We start from the raw sequence: 19,278 nt of genomic DNA, 5'->3' as shown, positions 1-19,278 counted from the left end.
AAAACCAATTTTATAGTTAAATTTGGAGCATAACTAATTTTAATTCTATGAAAAAAATCGTTTTTTCAGTTTTGTTCAGTGCAGTAATGGTTCTGCAATCGAATGCTCAAATTCAATCTCCTGAGCAATATTTGCCTAACTATGGCAATCAAATTTCGCAGTACCATCAAGTTGAAAACTATTTCAAACAGCTTATTGATAACTCTTCTGCCATTGTAAAACATAAATACGGAGTAACGGCGGAGCAAAGAGATTTAAATGTTTACTATATTTCAACGCCAGAAAACTTGGCGAATCTTGAAGAAATCAGGACAAATAATCTGGCATCAATTGGGCTTTCGCCAAAGAAAAATCAAACTGTAGGTGATAAAGTCATTGTCTGGTTGAGTTTTAATGTTCATGGCAATGAGTTTGCTGGAACAGAAAGTGCGATGACTGTTGCTTATGAATTGCTAAATCCTTCCAATACAACAACCAAAAAATGGTTAGAGAATACCATTGTAATTTTAGACCCGTGTATTAATCCCGATGGATATTCTCGATACGGGAATTGGTTAAGAGAAATTTCCGGAAAGAAAACACATCCAGAACTATCCGATAGAGAACATATGGAGGATTGGCCAGGCGGAAGATTCAATCATTATCTTTTTGATTTAAATAGAGATTGGGCTTGGCAAACACAGCTAGAGTCTCAACAACGCATTGCTTTGTACCACCAGTGGATGCCTCAAGTTCATACTGATGTACATGAAATGGGGTATGACTCTCCTTATTTTTTTCCTCCGTCAGCTGAACCTTTACATGAATTTATTGAAAAATATCAGCGGGATTTTCACCAAACTTTAGGTCAAAATATTTCTAAAAAGTTTGATGCTCAAAATTGGATGTACAACACCGGAGAACGTTTTGACTTGTTTTACCCAAGTTACGGCGATACTTATCCTACGTACAACGGAGCTGTGGGTATGACCCTAGAACAGGGCGGAATAGGAGCTGGGCGCGCAATACAAATGAGTAATGGATCTATATTGACCATTAAAGATAGAGTAGCGCATCATGCAACTGCGGTTTTAACAGTGGTTGAGTCGGCTTCTAACAAAGCAGAAGAATTGCTCAATGGTTTTCGTGGATTTATGAACAATTCCAGAAAAACAGTTAAGGGAGCTTACAAAACCTATGTCATGAAAAGCAATCCGAAATTAGTTCAAATGACTGATTTACTTTCAAAAAACAAAATTGAGTTTAGTTTTGCTGCAGCAAGTGCAAAAACATCAGGTTACAATTATTCCACAAAGATGGAAACCAGTTTTACAATAGACCATAATGATTTAATTGTAAAAGTAGACCAACCGAAGGCGGTACTGACTCAAATTCTTTTTGAACCCAATCAAAAACTAAATGATAGTTTATCCTATGACATAACGGCTTGGGCTTTGCCACTCGCTTATGGTGTTCAAGGTTATGCTGTAAAAAATGATATTGCCATTTCAACTAAGACATCCCTAGAAACTCCAGTTCGTGAAGTTTCAAAAAATGTTTATGCTTTTCATATTCCTTGGAATAATAGAGTTTCAGCGCAAGTTTTATCGGTTTTACATCAAAATAATATTAAAGTTAGGACAGCTGCAAAAGAAGCCGTTTTTGGCGCTGTTACTGTAGCTCCAGGAGGATTAATAGTGACCAAAACGGACAATCCTCAAATTCAAAATTTTGAACAAACCATTATCAATTTAGTCAAAGACAAATCTGATTTTAATACTATTTCAACTGGTTTTTCATCGAATGCTAGGGATATTGGCGGTGAAAATTTTAGTCTTTTAAAAGCTCCGAAAGTGGTATTATTTTCTGGAAAAGGAGTGAGTCCAACAGAGTTTGGAGCCACTTGGTATTATATGCAAGAGACATTAGGATATCCTGTGAGTGTTGTTGAAACGAATAATTTTAACAGATTGAATTTAGCTTCATATAACACATTGATTTTAGCAGATGGCTATTATGATTTTACTGAGGCACAGCAGAAAAAAATATCAGAATGGATTAACAATGGCGGAAAAGTGATTGCCATGAATAATGCTATTTCTCTTTTTGATGGAAAAGAAGGTTACGCTTTGACACCATTTGCTTCAGAAGAAGAAAAACTTTTAGCAGAAAAAGAGGCTGATGAGGATGTTTTATTAGAACGAACACTTGATTATCAAAATGCAGAGCGTAGGTTTATTTCTAAAGCAATTCCTGGAGCAATCATTGAAAATAAATTAGATCAATCACATCCTTTAAGTTTTGGACTAGGAGATCGCTATTTTAGTTTAAAAACAGATGATAAACGCTATTCATTATTAAAAAATGCATTTAATGTAATATATGTTCCTACTGATTACAAAAGTTACGGATTTGTAGGTAGTAAAATCAAGAAAAAACTAAATAATACTGTAAGTTTTGCAGTAGAATCAAAAGGGGCTGGATCGGTTGTTTACATGATTGATAATCCCTTGTTTAGAGGTTTTTGGGAAAATGGAATTCTCTTATTTAGTAATGCACTATTTCTTGTGGATTAATCACAAGAATTTCTTTTAACAAAAAAAGCACGTTGATTCGTGCTTTTTTTGTGAAAATTAATTTTAAAAAGGATAACCAATAGCTAGATTGAAAATTAAATTTTCTTTTCGCCAAGCACCACTACCAAAATTGATTTGGTCTAAAACCCAACGGTTTTCTGAGGGTAAATTTGGTTTTCGTAAAGGGAAAGCAAGATCCGTACGCAGTACTAAAAAAGACAAATCAAAGCGTAATCCGGCACCCGCTCCAACGGCCATTTCACTCATAAATTTATTCGAAAATTGAGCGCCTGGTTTTTCTGAATTTTCACGTAATAACCAAATGTTTCCTGCATCAATAAATAAAGCTCCCTTTACGAGTCCGTAAATTTGTGCACGGTATTCTGTATTGAACTCGAGCTTAATGTCACCTGATTGATCGGGTAAAAAAGAATTTGTATTTTGGTTTTCGTTATTAAAACTTCCTGGCCCTATAGATCTGGCTCTAAAAGCACGCAAACTATTGGTTCCACCAATGAAGAATTGTTTAATAAAAGGCATTTCTCTTGAATTTCCGTATGCAATACCTGCGCCCGCAATGATTCTGGTTGCCAATTGGGAATTTTCTGAAAATTTATAATAATGCCTAAAGTCATTTTCTATTTTTATAAATTGACTAAAAGGAACATCAAATACGGTAATTGGGTCTTCTTTTTTTGCATTTGCACCTGTGGCTAATCCTGCAATATTTCCAGCTAAATCAACGGTACCTTTATAGTAGAACGTATTTTTTCTACGTTTTTGAGTAGTATTGGTATACGTATACGAATAGGTAGGACCAAAAATCAATTGTTTTTCGATTACTTTATTTAAAGATGGATTTTCTGCAATTTTTTCTAAATACAATTCGGTAACATTCTGAGGACTTGCGTATGTTATTTCACTTATATTAAGTTGGTGTTCTTTTCTTTCGTTTTCTTTCCAAAGGTATCCAAAAGAGGCTTTGAAGGTTTGCAGAGAATATAGTTTTGTTCTATTTTGAAACTCATAGCCTATTGTTGCTTTCGTTTTTGGCACAAAACCTGAAGGCGATTTAAATTTAAAAGGAGCGATAATTCTTGGCCAAATTAAATTAGCTTCAGTACCAAAACGGTAAACATTAAAGCCATTATTTTGTCCAGAAACTTGTACTTCAACACCACCAAATGCTGAAATAGTTAGCAACTCAGCACCTCTAAAAGTGTTGCGATTACTCCAGTTTAGGTTTAATTCTGTCCCAGTATAATTAGCTGAATTGGTTTTACCCAAAAGCTCTAATTGAATAGATTTTCTAGGTAATGGTGTTAGATAATAATAAGCATCGAGATAATTTCCTATAGTATCCGAAACTTTGAATTGATTTTTTACAAATTTAAAAACACCAAGATTAACTAGTCTGTTTAGAGATAAATTATGATTGGTACGGTTGTATAAATCCTCTTTTTTAAAATACAAAGCCCTATCAAAAATGCGGGGTTTAAATAAATTTTCGGGATCAATAATAGCGAGTCCATTTTGTTTTTTAATGGTATCAATTTTAAGTGCTTTGTTTTCAGCATCAAGAGTATAATTAGAAAACACTACTATTTTATTTATTTTGTAGGGTGTTGTTGCAAGTTTAGATGCATCAGACTTGACTTTAACAATAAGGTCTACTTTATTTTTTGCAACAGTTGAGTCTACTTGAACAATAATATTATCAGGATTAAAGTAAAAAAAACCTTTTTCTTTTAGTCTAGCATCAATCCTAATTCTTTCCTCTTTTATTTGTTCTAAACTGTATGGATCTCCTTTTTTTAATAAGGATCGTCGTTGCGTATTGCGTATTTCAATTCCTATTTTTGAGGAGTCTATTGGGAACTTTACTTCATTAATTGTATACTGTTTTCCTGTAGTTACCGTGTATGTAGCGCTAGCTTTTTTATCAACACGTGTTGAATCGGCTTTGCTTTTTCCGTTAAAGTATCCATTATTTTCAATGTAGTTTTGCAAGACACTTTTGTTATACTCTAAATCAACTTGGCTATATAATACAGGCGGTTCTCCCACTTTATTTTTTAGCCAGTATCGCAATCCTTTTTCTTTTTTTGGAGTTCCAGCAAGGTTATAAATGTATAATTTTGGTTTTAACCCTAAAATAGATTTATTGGGCTTGGGTCTTACTAGTGCCTTTAAATTATTTTTGAGCTCTTTTCTGGATTTCTTAGTACTGTCATTTTTTTCAATAATAACATCGGCACCTGTATACAACAATTCACCTTCGGGTAAAAAACGGGTGTTGCTACAGGATTGAAATAGCAGACATAAAAAAAATAAGTTTATAATACCTTTCCCTTTCATTACGATTCGTTTTGTAAAATAAAGACTATTTTGATATGTAAGTACAGCTTTATTTATGATTTGAAATTATTTTTTTGATGCATTTTTTCGGAACAATTCACTGAACTTGTTGTAATCCATTGTGATTACAAATGCAACTCCAGTTTCTACAACTTCACCTTGAAGTGCTACTTGGTATTTATTGACACGATAAGCTCTTACTTTGTATCTTCCATCTTTTGTAAGTTGATAATCTATAGAAACATCACCTGCAATATTATTTGCATTTTGATTGGCTTGTTGAGAACCTTCAATACCAAAACTACTTCCTACGGTTATTTTGAGTCGGTCATTGAGTAGTTTTTTGGAAACACCTACACTCAAATCAGTTTTGTTTTGACGTTGTCCTGATGTGAAATCTTCAGTTGTATTTAAATCAAAATTCAATTCGATTCCTTGAATTAAATCTCCTGCCAAGTTATTGAGTTGTTGCGATAAAATTTTGCTAGCGCTTTCTCTAGCTAATGAAGAAACGGTTGTACCACCGTTTTCGCTAGTAAAAGGATTCTCCCCAATAAAACGATTTAACAATAACAATGCAAAAACTTGCTTGTTCAACTCATCTTGTTGTTCTCTTAATTGACTTAGTTTAGCTTGAGTTGTATTAATAATTTCAGTAGAAACATTGTTGTTACCATCAGGTAAAATAATATCAAATGAAATGTTGGGTTTCATAAGATCTCCATTCATTTTTAGGGCTGTTTCAAAAGGAATTTTTTCTTTGTATGTATTTCTTAACGTAGGTGTTATGTCGCCCAATTGATCGTTTACTAAATCAATAGGCGCAGCATTAGTTTTATAAATAGCTGTAATATTAATATCTGCACTAGTTGGTTCGCCGGTCCATAAAATATAACTGCCTTCTTTAATATTGAATTTTCGTTTGATACCGTTAAAATTCATTTCGTAGCTTCCTTCATTCAACTCATATCGACCTGTTAAGTTCGTTTTCCCTGATGCATCTATGCCACCAGTTAATTGAGCTTCGCCTTTTAATTTTAAATAATCTCCATTTGCTTTGTCAATAACCAGTGAAAGCTCTGCATCTTTATCTATCTCAATATTTACTGATGCATTAATACCTTTTACGGTTGATTCACTACTTATAGTTTCAAGATTTGTATTCGTAATTATTTGAGGATTATCTTGATCTATAAATTCAACAATTCCCTCTCGATCAGCAATTGATGGATCAGATTGTGGTAATACAATGGTAAACTTGGTGTCTTTATTGATTTTTATAGTACCATCAATTATAGGATTATCAATATTACCAGCGATCCTGATGTTGTTATCCAGAAATAATTCACCGTAGTATAAATCATTGTCTTTTGCTTTTGAATTTACTGCTTTAAAATTTTTAGCATCAACAGTTAGATCAAATCCGAAATTACTAAAATTAGACGTGTCAATTGTACCGTAAACCTTCAAATCATTGTCATTTTCATCCTTTATGGTAAAGGTTTCAAAAACAATTGTGTTGGGTTGAAAAACTATTTTATCATTTATAGATTTGAATCTAGCATTAAGTGGGGTTACCTTAAAACCAACTTCGTTAAAACCGATTTCCCCCTGTACATTAGGTTGGCTTGCACTTCCCGTTATTGATAATTTTCCGTTTAAAAAACCAGTACTTTCCGTTAGATTATTTAAACTAAATCCTTGTATGCTTTTAAGGTTTAACTTGTCAATAATTAAATTCATATCAAAACTACTGGTGGTCGTTTTATAATTCCCTTCAAGATTTACTTGATTTCCTTGACCTGTTATTGCAACAACGGCATCATACTGATTTGCAATAGTGTTCTTTACTTGAAGCTTTATATTTCCAATAGTATCTTTTTTAAATGTAAAATTCTCAACACTTAAATCAGAAGTGAAAAGGGGTGATGTGTTTAAATTTCTTATTTCTGCCGTTCCATTGATTTTTCCATTAAGTTGTAAGTCCTTTTTCTCCACAAAACTTGTAATGGTGTTGATATCAAACTCTTTAAAATTGACTTTCACTGGTGCGTTTGCCAAATTTGATTCTGATTGAACTTGAATAGTACTTCCGTTGTTTTGAAGATTAAAATTATTAATAAACAAGCCTTTAGTTAAACTGCTAACTACGTTATCTTTATCAATGGTCCACGGTTCATAATTCAAAATTAATTTCTCAGGATTCAATCGTATTTCGGTACCACCATTTTGAGATTGAACATTACCTTCAATGAGGTAGCGCTCTTCTTCTTTAGTGTTTTTTAACTGAAGTGCATACGTTATGATGTTATTTTGAATATCCCCAGTTAGTTCTGTATGCGGAAGTTCAAACTGTTCGTTTTGGATATCATCAACAATAAAATTATAAAGCAACTTTTGATCTTGTGTATCCAGTTTTAAGGTAGCATTAGTAACCGTTATACTTTCGTAAACTAGTTTTGGAATGGCACCATTTAGCACAATAGAATCATGTACACTGTTGTAATTACCTGTAATAGTAATAGGTTCAAGACTTTTAATTTGAGGTATCAATTGCATCACAATAGGACTATCCTTGATTTGTACCTTAAAATCAAATTGTTGGTTTTCTATAGTTTTCTTTTTCGCTTTTTTAGGATTAGTATCGTAATAAGCAGCAATCGAATTGGTAATTGCAGTTCCTATTTTTGATAATTTGTATTTCCCTTCTAAAAACGCATCCATAAAAGGTGCTTTTACTTCAATAGAATTTTTTTGAGCGGTTGCTATTGCATGAACTTGGATAGAATCAATAGTATAGTTTTCTTTGGCATTGGTGATATTAATATGATGAGCAGTTAATGAACCATTGAGATAATCTAAATCCCCCGATTGGATATCTGCATCTACAATACCACGAATTTTTAAAGGTCCAGCATGTAAATTCAGTTTTTCTAAATCAGCAATATCTACATTTAATTTTATTTTTCCGGATGGATATTTATCTTGAAATCTACCATTACCCACTAAATTGAATGTCAAATAAGGGTCTCTAGCCACTGCAGTAGCGTTAAAATTACCTTTTTGGATAGTTCCTTTTACAACTATATTTTTGTACGTATACTTGTTAAAATACGCTTTTTGAATACTTGCATTAAGAGCTACTATTGCTGTTTTTGGATTGAAACCAGTGCCTTTGATGGTAGTTTTTAGTGTGATTTTACCAATGGAGTCGTTCTTGATAAATTTCCCTAAATCAAAGTTTACAAAATCAGCTTTGGCATCATATTTTTCAAAGTTTTTGCGACTTTGATCAAATTTAGCTTTAATATTCGCATTTCCATAACTACTTACTAATTTTAAATCAGTCATAAAAGTAGCAATAGTTCCCTTAAAAGTTCCTGTAACAGTAATTCTCGAAGGCAATTGAATGGTGTTAGGAATGGTTCCTTTGGGGACAAAATTATTTATGTCTTTTTGACCAGACTGAAATCTTTTAATATTGATGTCAAAATAGGTTTTATCAACATTTGGCAAACCAATTATTGTACCGCTCGCTGCCAGTGAGGTTGAGCCTATTCCGCTGATTTCCATAGACGGAATTATTATATTTTTTACTTTTCCTTTTACCTTTCCGTTTATAGAAATGACTGCTTTTGGATTACTTTTAAATGGATTTGTAGAAGCTAAATTAGGAACAAATAACAGAATATCTTGAAAACCAATACTACTTTTGGTAAGGTTTGCTATTAAACTCAGATCTCCAATATTTTTTGAAATAGTAGCAAGTGATGAATAACCTATTTGTATTTCATTCTTTATTTCGGTTTGAGGAGTTTTTAAATACAAATTTTTGATAAAAGCATTTTTATTACCATAGAAAAAGTCACCGTTTAGCGCCGTAATATTCAATCCGCTTTTATCTCTAGCTGAAAAAGATTTAAGTTCACCTGAGATGTTTTCAGCGTTGTAATTGAGAACTTCTAGGTCTAGATTTAAGTTTTTGATATCTAAATGATTGTAGTCTAATCCTTTTGGAGTAAAAGCAACGTTATTGTTATCATATTTAAAATTGATTCTCTTGAAAACACTCTTTTTTACTTTAATATCCCAATTGTTTGAACCGTTTGAAGCTTTAGTATTTTGGGTGACTAATTTTTTTATTTTCCCTAATTCTAAAACACCTTCAACTCCTGTTAATTCTAAATTTTCTAAAATAGCATATTGATTGTTCAAGTCTATTTTATCTACTTTGGTGATCAATTTTTTCACGTAGATATTGGTAGCCAATTTAGATTCTTGGCTTTTGTATTCAATTTTTATTTTACCAAGTTCTACATCACCAAATTTTAATTTCAATGGCTTTTCCGTGGCATTATTCTCTGTTACAATATTTGACTTTTTTATAGAAGTAATGCCTTGAATTAACTTGAATTGCAAACCATTAATCTTGATTTTTGGAATATCAAAGTTCATTTGGTTTAAATCAAATGTTTTGATACTAGTTTTAAAATGATTGAGATAGGTTGCAATTTCATTATTTGAAACACCATCAGAATAGCGAAAATTAATTCTATCCAACTTAATTTCGTCAACTGAAAATTCTATTGGGGCTGAATCAGTCTTTTGTTTTTCTTGAGATGCAAGGGCTTTGATAATGTAGTCAAAATTAAAAGTTCCTTTGCTATCTTTTTTTATGTGCGCCGAAATACCTGATAAATCAACACTATTTATGGCTACTTTATTGTTTATAAGTTGAAATAAACTGATGTTTACAGCAAGAGTGTCTCCAGCAAAAAGAGTGTCTTTTTTTTGGTCTTCAAAGTAAACTCCTTCTAAAATGACTTTTTTTGGGAAGCCTATTTCTAAGTGGTTAATTACAACCTTTGTTTTGATTTTTTCTTCAAGATAGTGTACCGCTTTGTTCTTGGCATAATTTTGAACGGATGGAATTTGTATCACCAAAAAAAGTATCAAAAATAGTGCTATCAAGGAGCCAACTATCCAGAGGAACATTTTTAAAAGAAGCTGTAAATATTTTTTCAAACGAAGTTTTTTATCTATCAAAATCATGTGATGTATGTGCTAATGCAGAAACATAAATGTCTACAAATATCGCTACAAAACAACAATTACCATTATAGAATTGTATAAAATAGTTATATAATTCTTTCAAAAAAATAGTTTGGCAATTGTTCCTATTCCCATTTTTAGGATTAAGACGTAACCGTTATGCTTAAATACTTTGGGTGAAATATTTTAAGTATGTATTTCACCCAAAGGAAATAAGTGTGTTTGATAAGAACGTATTATTCTTTTGGAAAAACACTCAAAGCTTTTATAGCCAATTCAGGTGTAGGCAAAGCTAATTTTCTCAGTTTAATATCCATCCAAGCACCATCTACGGTTATGGTTGCACAAACTTGATCGGCATCATTTCTAAACTCGTGAATAATAGACCATCTTGAGCCGTCTTCATTAACTTGTGAGCTTCTTGTATGCATGACAATTTTGTCTGAAAGTTTGATTTCTTTTCTAAAAACACATTCTTCTCTAAACAATATAGGACCAAAGCCTTGTGCTTGCATTACTTTCATGGTTAAGCCAAGGTTTTCTAGTATTTCAATACGGTGTTGTGCTCCAAAATCATAATATGCACTGTGTCTTACATGAAAGTTAGGATCAAGATCAGACCAACGAAAGGACAATTCTTTTATAAATACGCTCATTTTTAATCGGGGGTTTTTGTTTTTAAAATGGATTGCTAAGGTGCGAAAAAGTTTTTAGAGTATTCATATTCTTATTTTACAATTACACTCTGAATTTACTTTTTTAGGAAATATGTTCTTTTTAAGTGGTTTTGCGTGAGTGATGGTAGTGGAAATCCTCCCTTTTTTTGGGAGATTGAGAACGTACAGCACGACCTCACCGCAACGATAGTGGAGGTGAGGGAACGCCCAAATCATTTTTGTAATGTTTATATTCTTGAAATTGCTTTTAACTAAAAATTAATAAACGTTTGTAAGCTGTCGTTTTAAAATGATGTAATTTTATATTCTATGAAAAACGATAATAAAAAAGGATTTTATTTCAAGCAATACGAAGCACCTTTCCAGTCTCCGTTTGATAAACTCTTTGGTATTTTCAAGGAATTAATCACGCATACTTCTGGAGATTTTGATGAGGCAATTGACTGGTTGCGAGAATTAGATGTAGAGTATAAACTTACTGATGAGGCTTATACCATTGATGATTTTGTTGAAGATTTAAAGAAGAAAGGCTATATCCGGGAAGAGTTGAAAGAGGATGGAAGTTCCGGACTGGGGATTACAGCCAAGACCGAGCGCGCCATAAGGCAGCAAGCTCTGGATAACATTTTTGGAAATCTTAAACGCTCTGGAAGTGGCAATCACAAAACTAAGCATGTAGGCAATGGAGATGAGCATACGGGAGAGTTTAGAGAATTTCATTTTGGTGACGGACTCGAACGCATTTCCTTGACGGAGAGTTTGCGAAATGCTCAAATCAATAATGGTGTTGGCGATTTTATGCTCACCGAAAATGATTTGGTAGTGGAGGAAACTCAATTTAAGTCGCAAATGAGTACGGTTTTAATGATTGACATCAGTCACAGTATGATTTTGTATGGCGAGGATAGAATCACGCCTGCCAAAAAAGTTGCCATGGCACTAGCAGAATTGATCACCACGCGTTATCCCAAAGACACCTTAGATATTCTTGTTTTTGGTAACGATGCTTGGACTATTGCCATAAGAGATTTACCCTATTTAAAAGTGGGTCCGTATCACACCAATACGGTTGCTGGCTTGCAACTAGCCATGGATATTTTGCGCAGAAAGCGTAATACAAACAAACAAATTTTCATGATTACAGATGGAAAACCAAGTTGTGTTCGTGAAAAAGATGGTTCGTATTATATGAACAGCAACGGTCTTGATGAATATATTGTGGATAAATGCTACAATCAGGCGCAACAAGCCAGAAAATTACACATCCCCATCACTACTTTTATGATTGCTAATGATTCTTATTTGCAAAAATTTGTGAACAAGTTTACGGAGTCAAATCAAGGAAAAGCCTTTTATACAGGATTAAAAGGATTGGGCGAAATGATTTTTGAGGACTACGAGACCAATAGAAAAAAGAGAATAAAATAATTTTGGGCGTTTCCCTGCGGGTCGGGCTATTCGTTTCAATCTTTTTTGAGTCCCTATAATTTCGGGACTCAAAAAAGGATTTACACTGCTATCCCTAACGCAAACCCAAATAAATAATCAATATCAATTTCAATAGAAAAATAGATGAATACTATAAAAACATTAGGAGAATTAAAAAAATCAGGATACGAAAGCAAAAGCATTAAAGATGAATTGCGATCGAACTTGAGAGAAAAAATAAAATCAGGAAAACCCACTTTTGAAGGGGTTCATGGTTTTGAGAATACCGTAATTCCAGAGCTTGAGCGGGCTATTTTATCCCGTCATAACATCAATTTATTAGGGCTTCGTGGTCAAGCCAAAACGAGAATGGCTCGCAAGATGATTGAATTGCTTGATGAGTACATTCCGTTTGTAACAGGTTCTGAGATCAATGATGATCCGTTGCAGCCGATATCTCGTTTTGCCAAGGATCTTATTGACGAAAAAGGAGATGATACCCCAATATCCTGGTTGCACAGAAGCGAACGTTTTTTTGAAAAACTAGCCACTCCAGATGTAACAGTTGCCGATTTAATAGGTGATGTAGATCCTATAAAAGCTGCAAATTTAAAATTATCGTATGCTGATGATCGCGTGATTCATTTTGGGATGATTCCAAGAGCGAATCGTTGCATATTTGTGATCAATGAGTTACCTGATTTACAAGCCAGGATTCAAGTAGCCTTGTTTAATATTCTACAAGAAGGAGATATTCAAATTCGTGGATTTAAATTAAGAATGCCGCTGGACATGCAATTTGTCTTTACCGCAAACCCTGAGGACTATACCAATCGTGGTAGTATTGTAACTCCATTAAAAGATAGAATAGGGTCACAAATCCTAACGCATTATCCTGAAACCATCAAAATTGCTAGAACTATCACAGAGCAAGAAGCAAAACTGGATGCTACGCAAAATGACATGGTGTATGTACCCTCATTAGCAAGAGATTTATTAGAACAAATAAGTTTTGAAGCTAGAGAAAGTGAATACATTGATAATAAAAGTGGGGTGAGTGCCAGATTGAGTATTACTGCTTTTGAAAATTTACTAAGCACTGCAGAAAGAAGAGCATTAAAAGCTGGTGCAGATAAAACTACTTTGCGTTTGTCTGATTTTATGGGAATTATTCCAGCCATTACTGGAAAAGTAGAGTTGGTTTATGAAGGAGAGCAGGAGGGAGCCGCTGCCGTAGCACAACACTTATTGGGTGATGCCATTCATACTTTCTTTCCAGCGTATTTTCCAAAAATTGAAAAACTAGAAAAAGAAGGTGTCAAAAATGCTTACACAGATATCATAGAATGGTTCTTTGCCGAAAGTGGTTTTGAATTACTTGATGATTGCTCAGATGAAGAGTATGAAAAAATTCTAGGTGGAATAGCACCATTGGAAGTTTTGATTAAAAAATACCAACCGCAAGTAAGTTCAGAAGATAAATTTTTCATGATGGAATTTATACTTTGGGGATTGGTAGAATACAAGAAACTAAGTAAAGATCGTTTTTCCGAAGGATATCAGTTCAAAGATATTTACGGTAGTTTTATCAGTAAATTATAAATGCAAAAGGGTTTAGTTTTTACTAAACCCTTTTTTTTATAAAAACAGCCTTTGTAATTTTATTTCATCTACCTTGCTACGTTGACTGTATTTTCAGTCTTTCCCAAAATTAAAATGGAAAATTCCTTTGAGAATTTGATATCAAGTTATGTTGAAAATAAAGTAGGTATAGCAGAGCATTTTTTGACTCCAGAACTTTCAGATCATTTAATACAAAACATTCTTAACTTAAATGAAAGAAGTTTGCTTACTGCTGCTGGCATTGGCAACTCAGATAAATTGCTTTATGATGGTGCCATACGGAGTGATTCTATTTATTGGTTGGATAAAAAGCACAATAATGTTTTTGAGAATGAATTTTTTAAATTAATTGAAGCCTTCATTTTATACTTAAATCAAAGTTGCTATACTGGAATTACAGGTTATGAATTTCATTATTCCCTGTATGAAAAAGGAGATTTTTACTTAAAGCACTTGGATCAATTTAAAAGCAATCCTAGCCGAAAATTTAGCATGATCAGTTATTTAAATGCGGACTGGAAAGTTACAGATGGCGGTGAGCTAATGATACATCAAAATGAGATTCCTCAAAAAATTGCTCCTACTCTGGGAAAAACAGTTTTTTTTAAGAGTGATGAGCTGGTTCATGAAGTATTGGAAACAAACTGTCCCCGCATGAGTATTACAGGATGGCTCAAAAGAGATTAGGTTGCTATTTTTAAAATTGGTACTTAAATAGTAATTTTGAGGAAAAAACATGATTTATCTTTTACTTAGTGTAGTTTGTAGTGTTACTGTAGGTGTGATTTTTAAATTATCTAGACAATACAACTCTAGTGCTATTCAAATGGTAGCAACTAACTATGCGGTTGCCATACTTTTATGTTTCTTTTTTTTCGATTTCAAATTTACTTCTTTATCCTCTGCTCCATGGGCATTGTATGTTAGTATTGGTTTTTTATTGCCAACAGTTTTTTTGTTTTTGGCAACCTCAATTAAACAAGTGGGAATTGTAAGAACCGATGCAGCTCAAAGACTGTCTTTATTTATTCCTATTTTGGCAGCTTGGTTGATTTTTGATGAAACTTTTAATACGTACAAACTTGTATCGCTAATTATTGGTTTCCCAGCTATACTTATGATATTGATGAAACCTGTATCAAAAGAAAAAACAAATTGGACTTACCCATTATTAGTTTTACTAGGTTTTGGGATAATCGATATTCTTTTCAAGAAAATGGCACTTTATACAACGATGCCTTTTACCAGTTCATTGGTTGTAGTTTTTTCTATAGCATTAGTTATTATGCTGCTGGTGGTATGTTATGATACAGTTGTAAACGCATCTAAAATAACTTTAAAAAACATTTTGTTAGGTGGTCTTGTGGGTGTGTTCAATTTTGGGAACATCCTTTTTTATCTCAAAGCGCACCAAGTGTTTACTGCAAATCCATCTACCGTTTTTGCAGGTATGAATTTAGGAGTTATAATTTTAGGAAGTGTTATAGGTGTTGTTGTTTTCAAAGAAAAGTTATCTGTAAAAAATTGTCTAGGTTTACTTATTGCTTTAATCGCGATACTCTTGATTGTGTTTTCTCAGCAATCTTAAGCTTTTATAGAAAATGAATTTGAAAATTTAGATTGTAATCTTTTATAAAATGCTAAGGGTTTAAGTTCTAATTCTCGAAACATAAACCAAAAAACTACGGCATATTCAATAGCAATAAGCATTAAATTCTCTTTGAATAGTTGACCTGAGTAAGCAAAATAGCTCAAAACAACTGTAAAACTCCATACAATTGGGAATTTGTATTTTGTAAAAACCGAGACTAAAACAAGATTTATTACATACCACGGATGTATTGTTGTAGATACAAAAAAGTAAATACTTAGCACAAGTAATATACTTTTTAGTAAGTCTGGTGTGGTTTTATTTTTACCAAAAAAGGACTGTAAGAGGATAAAGATTATGATTAGTATTGGGATAACTTTTCCGGTGCTATGAATGATATTATAGCCTTTATAATAAAATCCTATTTCTCTGATGATGTAATAAAAACTGGCATTAAATTCAAAATTTACAAACCATAAAGCAATTGTATTTGAATAATTCTCAGCCATTGCGGTTGAAAAAAACGGCAAGAAAAGCAATACATTAATGCCAATAACTATAGGATAAAATACAAAACTTTTTTTCCATTCTAATTTTTGCAAAAATAATGGAAGTAGTATAAGTGGCAAGAGTTTAGTTGCAATTGATAAGGCTATTGCTACTGCAGCCGTTTTCCACTTGTTTTGGTGCAATAAATAGATGCCCCATATAAAAAAGAATAGCATGACACCTTCAAAATGTAAGTTTCCCGTGAGTTCTATAAGTACCAATGGATTTAATATGTACCAGTATATTTTATACTTTTCGAAACCCATTGATTGTAGTAATCTTGCTCCAAAAATAGCTGTACCAAAATCAGCTACAATGATAATACATCGCAAAACAATGGTTGCCGTAACTATGGATTGGGTGCCAAAGATTCCCGCGATCACAAAAAAAAGTTGGTTAATTGGCGGATAATTTGAAAAATGAGAAGCACTCAAACTCCCCATCGATTTAATTAATTCTTGTGCCTTAGCAATATTAAAATTGGGGTTAACAATTAAATCATTGGGCAAATTGGTGTAAGGATTAAATCCTTCTATGAGTATTCTCCCGTCCCAAATAAATCTGTAAAAATCCTGAGAAAGATTAGGTAAGGCAAATGCAAATAGGATTCTAAAACAAAGACCTAAACCAAGTAAATAGTTAATGTTTTCTTTTTGTTCCTGAATGATTTTTACAAGTGAGAAAAATAAAACACCAAATAATAAAAGCAAAACAACAAAATCCTTTCGGTCCATGAAATATCCTATGTAGGTATAGCATAGAGCGCTCAATATGGTATAAAGTTTACATGAGTTACTAAGTGCTTTCATTTTGCGTAAGCGAATTTATTTAAAAAAATAGAGATTACATTTTAGTTTCCAATTCGGAAAGAATTAACAATCACAAAACCATAACCAAAGGATAACATAATATGAAACGGAAGTAATCCATAGTCATTTAATTGAATTCCACTATAAATCCCAAAAAGGAAATAGAGTAGTAGCAAGCTTTCAATGATGATATTTTTTGATATCTTTTTATTTATATAAGTGTTTTGTTTCCATTTCTCTTTTAAGCTTTCAATGTTAAACTTAGGAGTACGGATAAAATCACTTTTTTTTCCAATAAGCCCTTGAACAACAGCAATGGTATTGTGAAATGTAAAACCCATGGCAATGCTATAAAAAGTAAAAAATAAACCAATGTATTTAATGAAATTTATAAATCCTCCACCATATATTTTTTTGTAGGTAAACCAATAACATGTAAAAAAAACAACTGAGGTAAATACAAAAAATGCTAAAATTTTAAAAAAAACTTCTAGCTGTGGAAACCAACTTTTTATAAACAATACAGGGACACTAAAAAGTGCCATTGTAAAAACAAATAAAAACATAGAACTATTTAGCAAATGTAGTAATCCATGAATTTTTGTTTTAAAATTGATATTTGTAGCGCTAATGATGCGCTGATTCATTTTTACAAAATTTTCAGCGCCACCTTTATTCCAACGAAATTGTTGAGAACGGGCAGCACTTATAATAACTGGAAGCTCTGCAGGAGTTACAACATCTAATAAATATTTGAATTTCCAATTTTTTAATTGTGCTCTGTAACTTAAATCTAAATCTTCGGTTAAAGTATCGCTTTCCCAGTTTCCAGCATCAATAATACAAGATTTTCGCCATACACCTGCAGTGCCGTTAAAATTTATAAAATGAGACTGTGAATTTCGGCCTACTTGTTCTAATGTAAAATGAGCATCAAGTGCAAAGGCTTGAATTTTTGTTAATATGGAGTAATCTCTATTTAGGTGACCCCATCTAGTTTGTACCACTCCAATTTTTGGATCTTTAAAATGAGGAATAGTTTGTAACAACCACTCTTTTTGAGGCACAAAATCAGCATCAAAAATTACAATAAATTCGCCTTCAGCAGTAGTTAAACCTTCTTTCAGTGCACCTGCCTTAAAACCGATTCTATTGCTTCGGGTAATGTGTTTTATGTTTAAACCAGTTGCAGCTAATTCATTTACAATATGAATATTTTCGGTTAAACTTTCGTCAGTGCTATCGTCTAATACTTGAATGTCTAATTTGTCCTTTGGATATTCTAAATTAGAAATAGTATGCAACAAGCGTTCTACTACATATTTTTCATTATAAATAGGCAGTTGAATGGTAACTTTTGGAATCTCATTTGGGTTATTAAAATCAAATTGATTCGATTTTAAAATTTTCTTGGAACTTTTAAGGTAATTAACCAATAAGTTCAATTGAGAAAGGCCGTAAAAGAAGATCAATATAATAGATACACTATAAAAAAATAGGATGATGTAAGATAGTACTAACATATTATTTGAAAGCGTATTTAATGATCCAACTAATAATTTTAACTCCTGCCATAATAGTCCCTTTTACAGTACCGGATACTTTTGAAACTCCAATTCTATTTTTGTAGCGAACAGGGATTTCAGTATAGCTGATATTTTTTTTTAGCACTTTCAATTGCATTTCAACAGTCCAACCATAGGTTTTATCTACCATATTGAGTGACTGTAAAGTGTTATATTTTATGGCTCTAAACGGTCCTAAATCAGTAAATTTAGATCTAAAAAAAAGACGCATTAACACATTGGCTAATTTGTTTCCAAAAATTTGTTGTGGTGTCATGGAACCATCTTCTCTTAACTCAGGAACTCTCGCGCCAATGACAAAATCAGCGGTATTATTTAAGATGGGAGCAATTAATTTAGAAAGATCTTCAGGGTAATCAGAATAATCACCGTCAAGAAAAACAACGATATCGGGTGTATTGGGAGTAGTATTTATGTAATCAAGTCCTTTTAAACAGGCATAACCATATCCTTTTTTATTTTCTGATAATACAGTAGCACCAGCTTTTTGAGCTACTGCTACCGTGTCATCAGTAGAATTGTTATTGATTACTATTATTTCAGCTACATAACTAGGGATTTCTTGAATTACATGTTTAATTGCATGTTCTTCATTATATGCAGGGATGATTACTTTAATTATTTTCATCATGTTATGGATTGTCTTTTTTATAACTCGCTATGGATGTCCATTCTTTTATTTTAGATCCGGCATTGTATCTTGCTGCTTTGTAAATTTTACCTTCGTTGTAAAAAATGCATAAGCCATTTTCAAGATTGTTAATAAATTCAATTTTCCTTTGAATTTTACCGTTGACATCATATACAATCCACCACTTTGTTTTTTTATCGTTAAAGTAATGTCCTTCTTCTTTTTTATTGCCGTTTTTGTGATAAAAGAACCAGTAATCTGTTTTTCTGTTTTGGTTTACCCAACCCTCAGAACTTAATTTTCCGTTATCGTAATAATTTTTTAAATATGTTTTTTGTGCTAAGGCAGGTATAATACATATTAAAAAAAGTAATATAATTATGTAATTCTTGTTTTTCATATAATTCTATTTGCCCTAC

The 19,278-nt window shown here is 32.5% G+C and carries 12 protein-coding genes; 5 read left to right on the top strand and 7 right to left on the bottom strand.

Translation table 11 applies throughout. The annotated features are described in order from the left end of the window. The first annotated feature begins 47 nt into the window (after positions 1-47). Positions 48-2,555 (top strand): M14 family metallopeptidase, encoded by a 2,508-nt coding sequence (locus AC061E_RS08525; RefSeq protein WP_478285845.1) that lies wholly within the window; start codon positions 48-50, stop codon positions 2,553-2,555. 63 nt (positions 2,556-2,618) lie between these two features. On the opposite strand, the gene tamL is transcribed toward AC061E_RS08525, so the two are convergent. From tamL to AC061E_RS08510, 3 genes are all read right to left on the bottom strand, one after another. Further along, a complete protein-coding gene (gene tamL, locus AC061E_RS08520; protein WP_478285844.1) occupies positions 2,619-4,913 on the bottom strand; it encodes a translocation and assembly module lipoprotein TamL in 2,295 nt (764 codons plus the stop codon). A gap of 66 nt (positions 4,914-4,979) precedes the next feature. Continuing rightward, positions 4,980-9,938, bottom strand: a complete 4,959-nt coding sequence (locus AC061E_RS08515; RefSeq protein ID WP_478285843.1) for a translocation/assembly module TamB domain-containing protein — start codon at positions 9,936-9,938, stop codon at positions 4,980-4,982. Between the two features lie 263 nt (positions 9,939-10,201). Beyond that, the gene (locus AC061E_RS08510) at positions 10,202-10,621 is read right to left on the bottom strand and encodes an acyl-CoA thioesterase (protein ID WP_478285842.1); all 420 of its coding nucleotides are present in this window, start codon (positions 10,619-10,621) and stop codon (positions 10,202-10,204) included. A 330-nt stretch (positions 10,622-10,951) separates the two neighbouring features. Here AC061E_RS08510 and AC061E_RS08505 point away from each other — a divergent pair, with 330 nt between their 5' ends. The 4 genes from AC061E_RS08505 to AC061E_RS08490 all read left to right on the top strand — a co-directional run bounded on the left by AC061E_RS08505 (position 10,952) and on the right by AC061E_RS08490 (position 15,281). Beyond that, positions 10,952-12,070: a vWA domain-containing protein gene (locus AC061E_RS08505; RefSeq protein ID WP_478285841.1), complete on the top strand. Its 1,119-nt coding sequence runs from the start codon at positions 10,952-10,954 to the stop codon at positions 12,068-12,070. A gap of 144 nt (positions 12,071-12,214) precedes the next feature. Then, a complete protein-coding gene (locus AC061E_RS08500) occupies positions 12,215-13,672 on the top strand; it encodes a magnesium chelatase (protein ID WP_478285840.1) in 1,458 nt (485 codons plus the stop codon). Positions 13,673-13,786: 114 nt separating this feature from the next. Then, complete coding sequence (locus AC061E_RS08495; RefSeq protein WP_478285839.1) at positions 13,787-14,380, top strand: 2OG-Fe(II) oxygenase; 594 nt, start codon at positions 13,787-13,789, stop codon at positions 14,378-14,380. Between the two features lie 49 nt (positions 14,381-14,429). Further along, on the top strand, positions 14,430-15,281 hold the full coding sequence (locus AC061E_RS08490; RefSeq protein WP_478285838.1) for an EamA family transporter: 852 nt from the start codon (positions 14,430-14,432) through the stop codon (positions 15,279-15,281). On the opposite strand, the gene mptB is transcribed toward AC061E_RS08490, so the two are convergent. Genes mptB through AC061E_RS08470 form a run of 4 tightly spaced genes read right to left on the bottom strand, consistent with a single transcriptional unit; the run spans position 15,278 to position 19,259 of the window. Further along, the gene (mptB, locus tag AC061E_RS08485) at positions 15,278-16,642 is read right to left on the bottom strand and encodes a polyprenol phosphomannose-dependent alpha 1,6 mannosyltransferase MptB (protein ID WP_478285837.1); all 1,365 of its coding nucleotides are present in this window, start codon (positions 16,640-16,642) and stop codon (positions 15,278-15,280) included. The genes AC061E_RS08490 and mptB overlap by 4 nt on opposite strands. 41 nt (positions 16,643-16,683) lie before the next feature. Then, positions 16,684-18,165, bottom strand: coding sequence for a cellulose synthase family protein (locus tag AC061E_RS08480; protein ID WP_478285836.1), 1,482 nt, complete (start codon positions 18,163-18,165; stop codon positions 16,684-16,686). 1 nt (position 18,166) lies between these two features. Beyond that, the gene (locus tag AC061E_RS08475) at positions 18,167-18,856 is read right to left on the bottom strand and encodes a glycosyltransferase family 2 protein (protein ID WP_478285887.1); all 690 of its coding nucleotides are present in this window, start codon (positions 18,854-18,856) and stop codon (positions 18,167-18,169) included. 4 nt (positions 18,857-18,860) lie between these two features. Beyond that, entirely contained in the window at positions 18,861-19,259 is a 399-nt protein-coding gene (locus AC061E_RS08470) for a toxin-antitoxin system YwqK family antitoxin (protein ID WP_478285835.1), read from the bottom strand. Between the last annotated feature and the right edge of the window lie 19 nt (positions 19,260-19,278).

The organism is Flavobacterium sp. GNP011, from assembly GCF_056428925.1.
The sequence above is the reverse complement of the archived record's forward strand: the minus strand, read 5'-3'. Positions and strand labels throughout refer to the sequence as shown.

Excerpts from the sequence above, each read along its gene's own strand:
- AC061E_RS08470 (WP_478285835.1), bottom strand. The coding sequence starts at position 19,259 with ATGAAAAACAAGAATTACATAATTATATTACTTTTTTTAATATGTATT.
- AC061E_RS08480 (WP_478285836.1), bottom strand. The coding sequence starts at position 18,165 with ATGTTAGTACTATCTTACATCATCCTATTTTTTTATAGTGTATCTATT.
- AC061E_RS08490 (WP_478285838.1), top strand. The coding sequence starts at position 14,430 with ATGATTTATCTTTTACTTAGTGTAGTTTGTAGTGTTACTGTAGGTGTG.
- AC061E_RS08500 (WP_478285840.1), top strand. The coding sequence starts at position 12,215 with ATGAATACTATAAAAACATTAGGAGAATTAAAAAAATCAGGATACGAA.
- AC061E_RS08510 (WP_478285842.1), bottom strand. The coding sequence starts at position 10,621 with ATGAGCGTATTTATAAAAGAATTGTCCTTTCGTTGGTCTGATCTTGAT.
- AC061E_RS08505 (WP_478285841.1), top strand. The coding sequence starts at position 10,952 with ATGAAAAACGATAATAAAAAAGGATTTTATTTCAAGCAATACGAAGCA.
- AC061E_RS08475 (WP_478285887.1), bottom strand. The coding sequence starts at position 18,856 with ATGAAAATAATTAAAGTAATCATCCCTGCATATAATGAAGAACATGCA.
- tamL (WP_478285844.1), bottom strand. The coding sequence starts at position 4,913 with ATGAAAGGGAAAGGTATTATAAACTTATTTTTTTTATGTCTGCTATTT.
- AC061E_RS08525 (WP_478285845.1), top strand. The coding sequence starts at position 48 with ATGAAAAAAATCGTTTTTTCAGTTTTGTTCAGTGCAGTAATGGTTCTG.
- AC061E_RS08495 (WP_478285839.1), top strand. The coding sequence starts at position 13,787 with ATGGAAAATTCCTTTGAGAATTTGATATCAAGTTATGTTGAAAATAAA.
- mptB (WP_478285837.1), bottom strand. The coding sequence starts at position 16,642 with ATGAAAGCACTTAGTAACTCATGTAAACTTTATACCATATTGAGCGCT.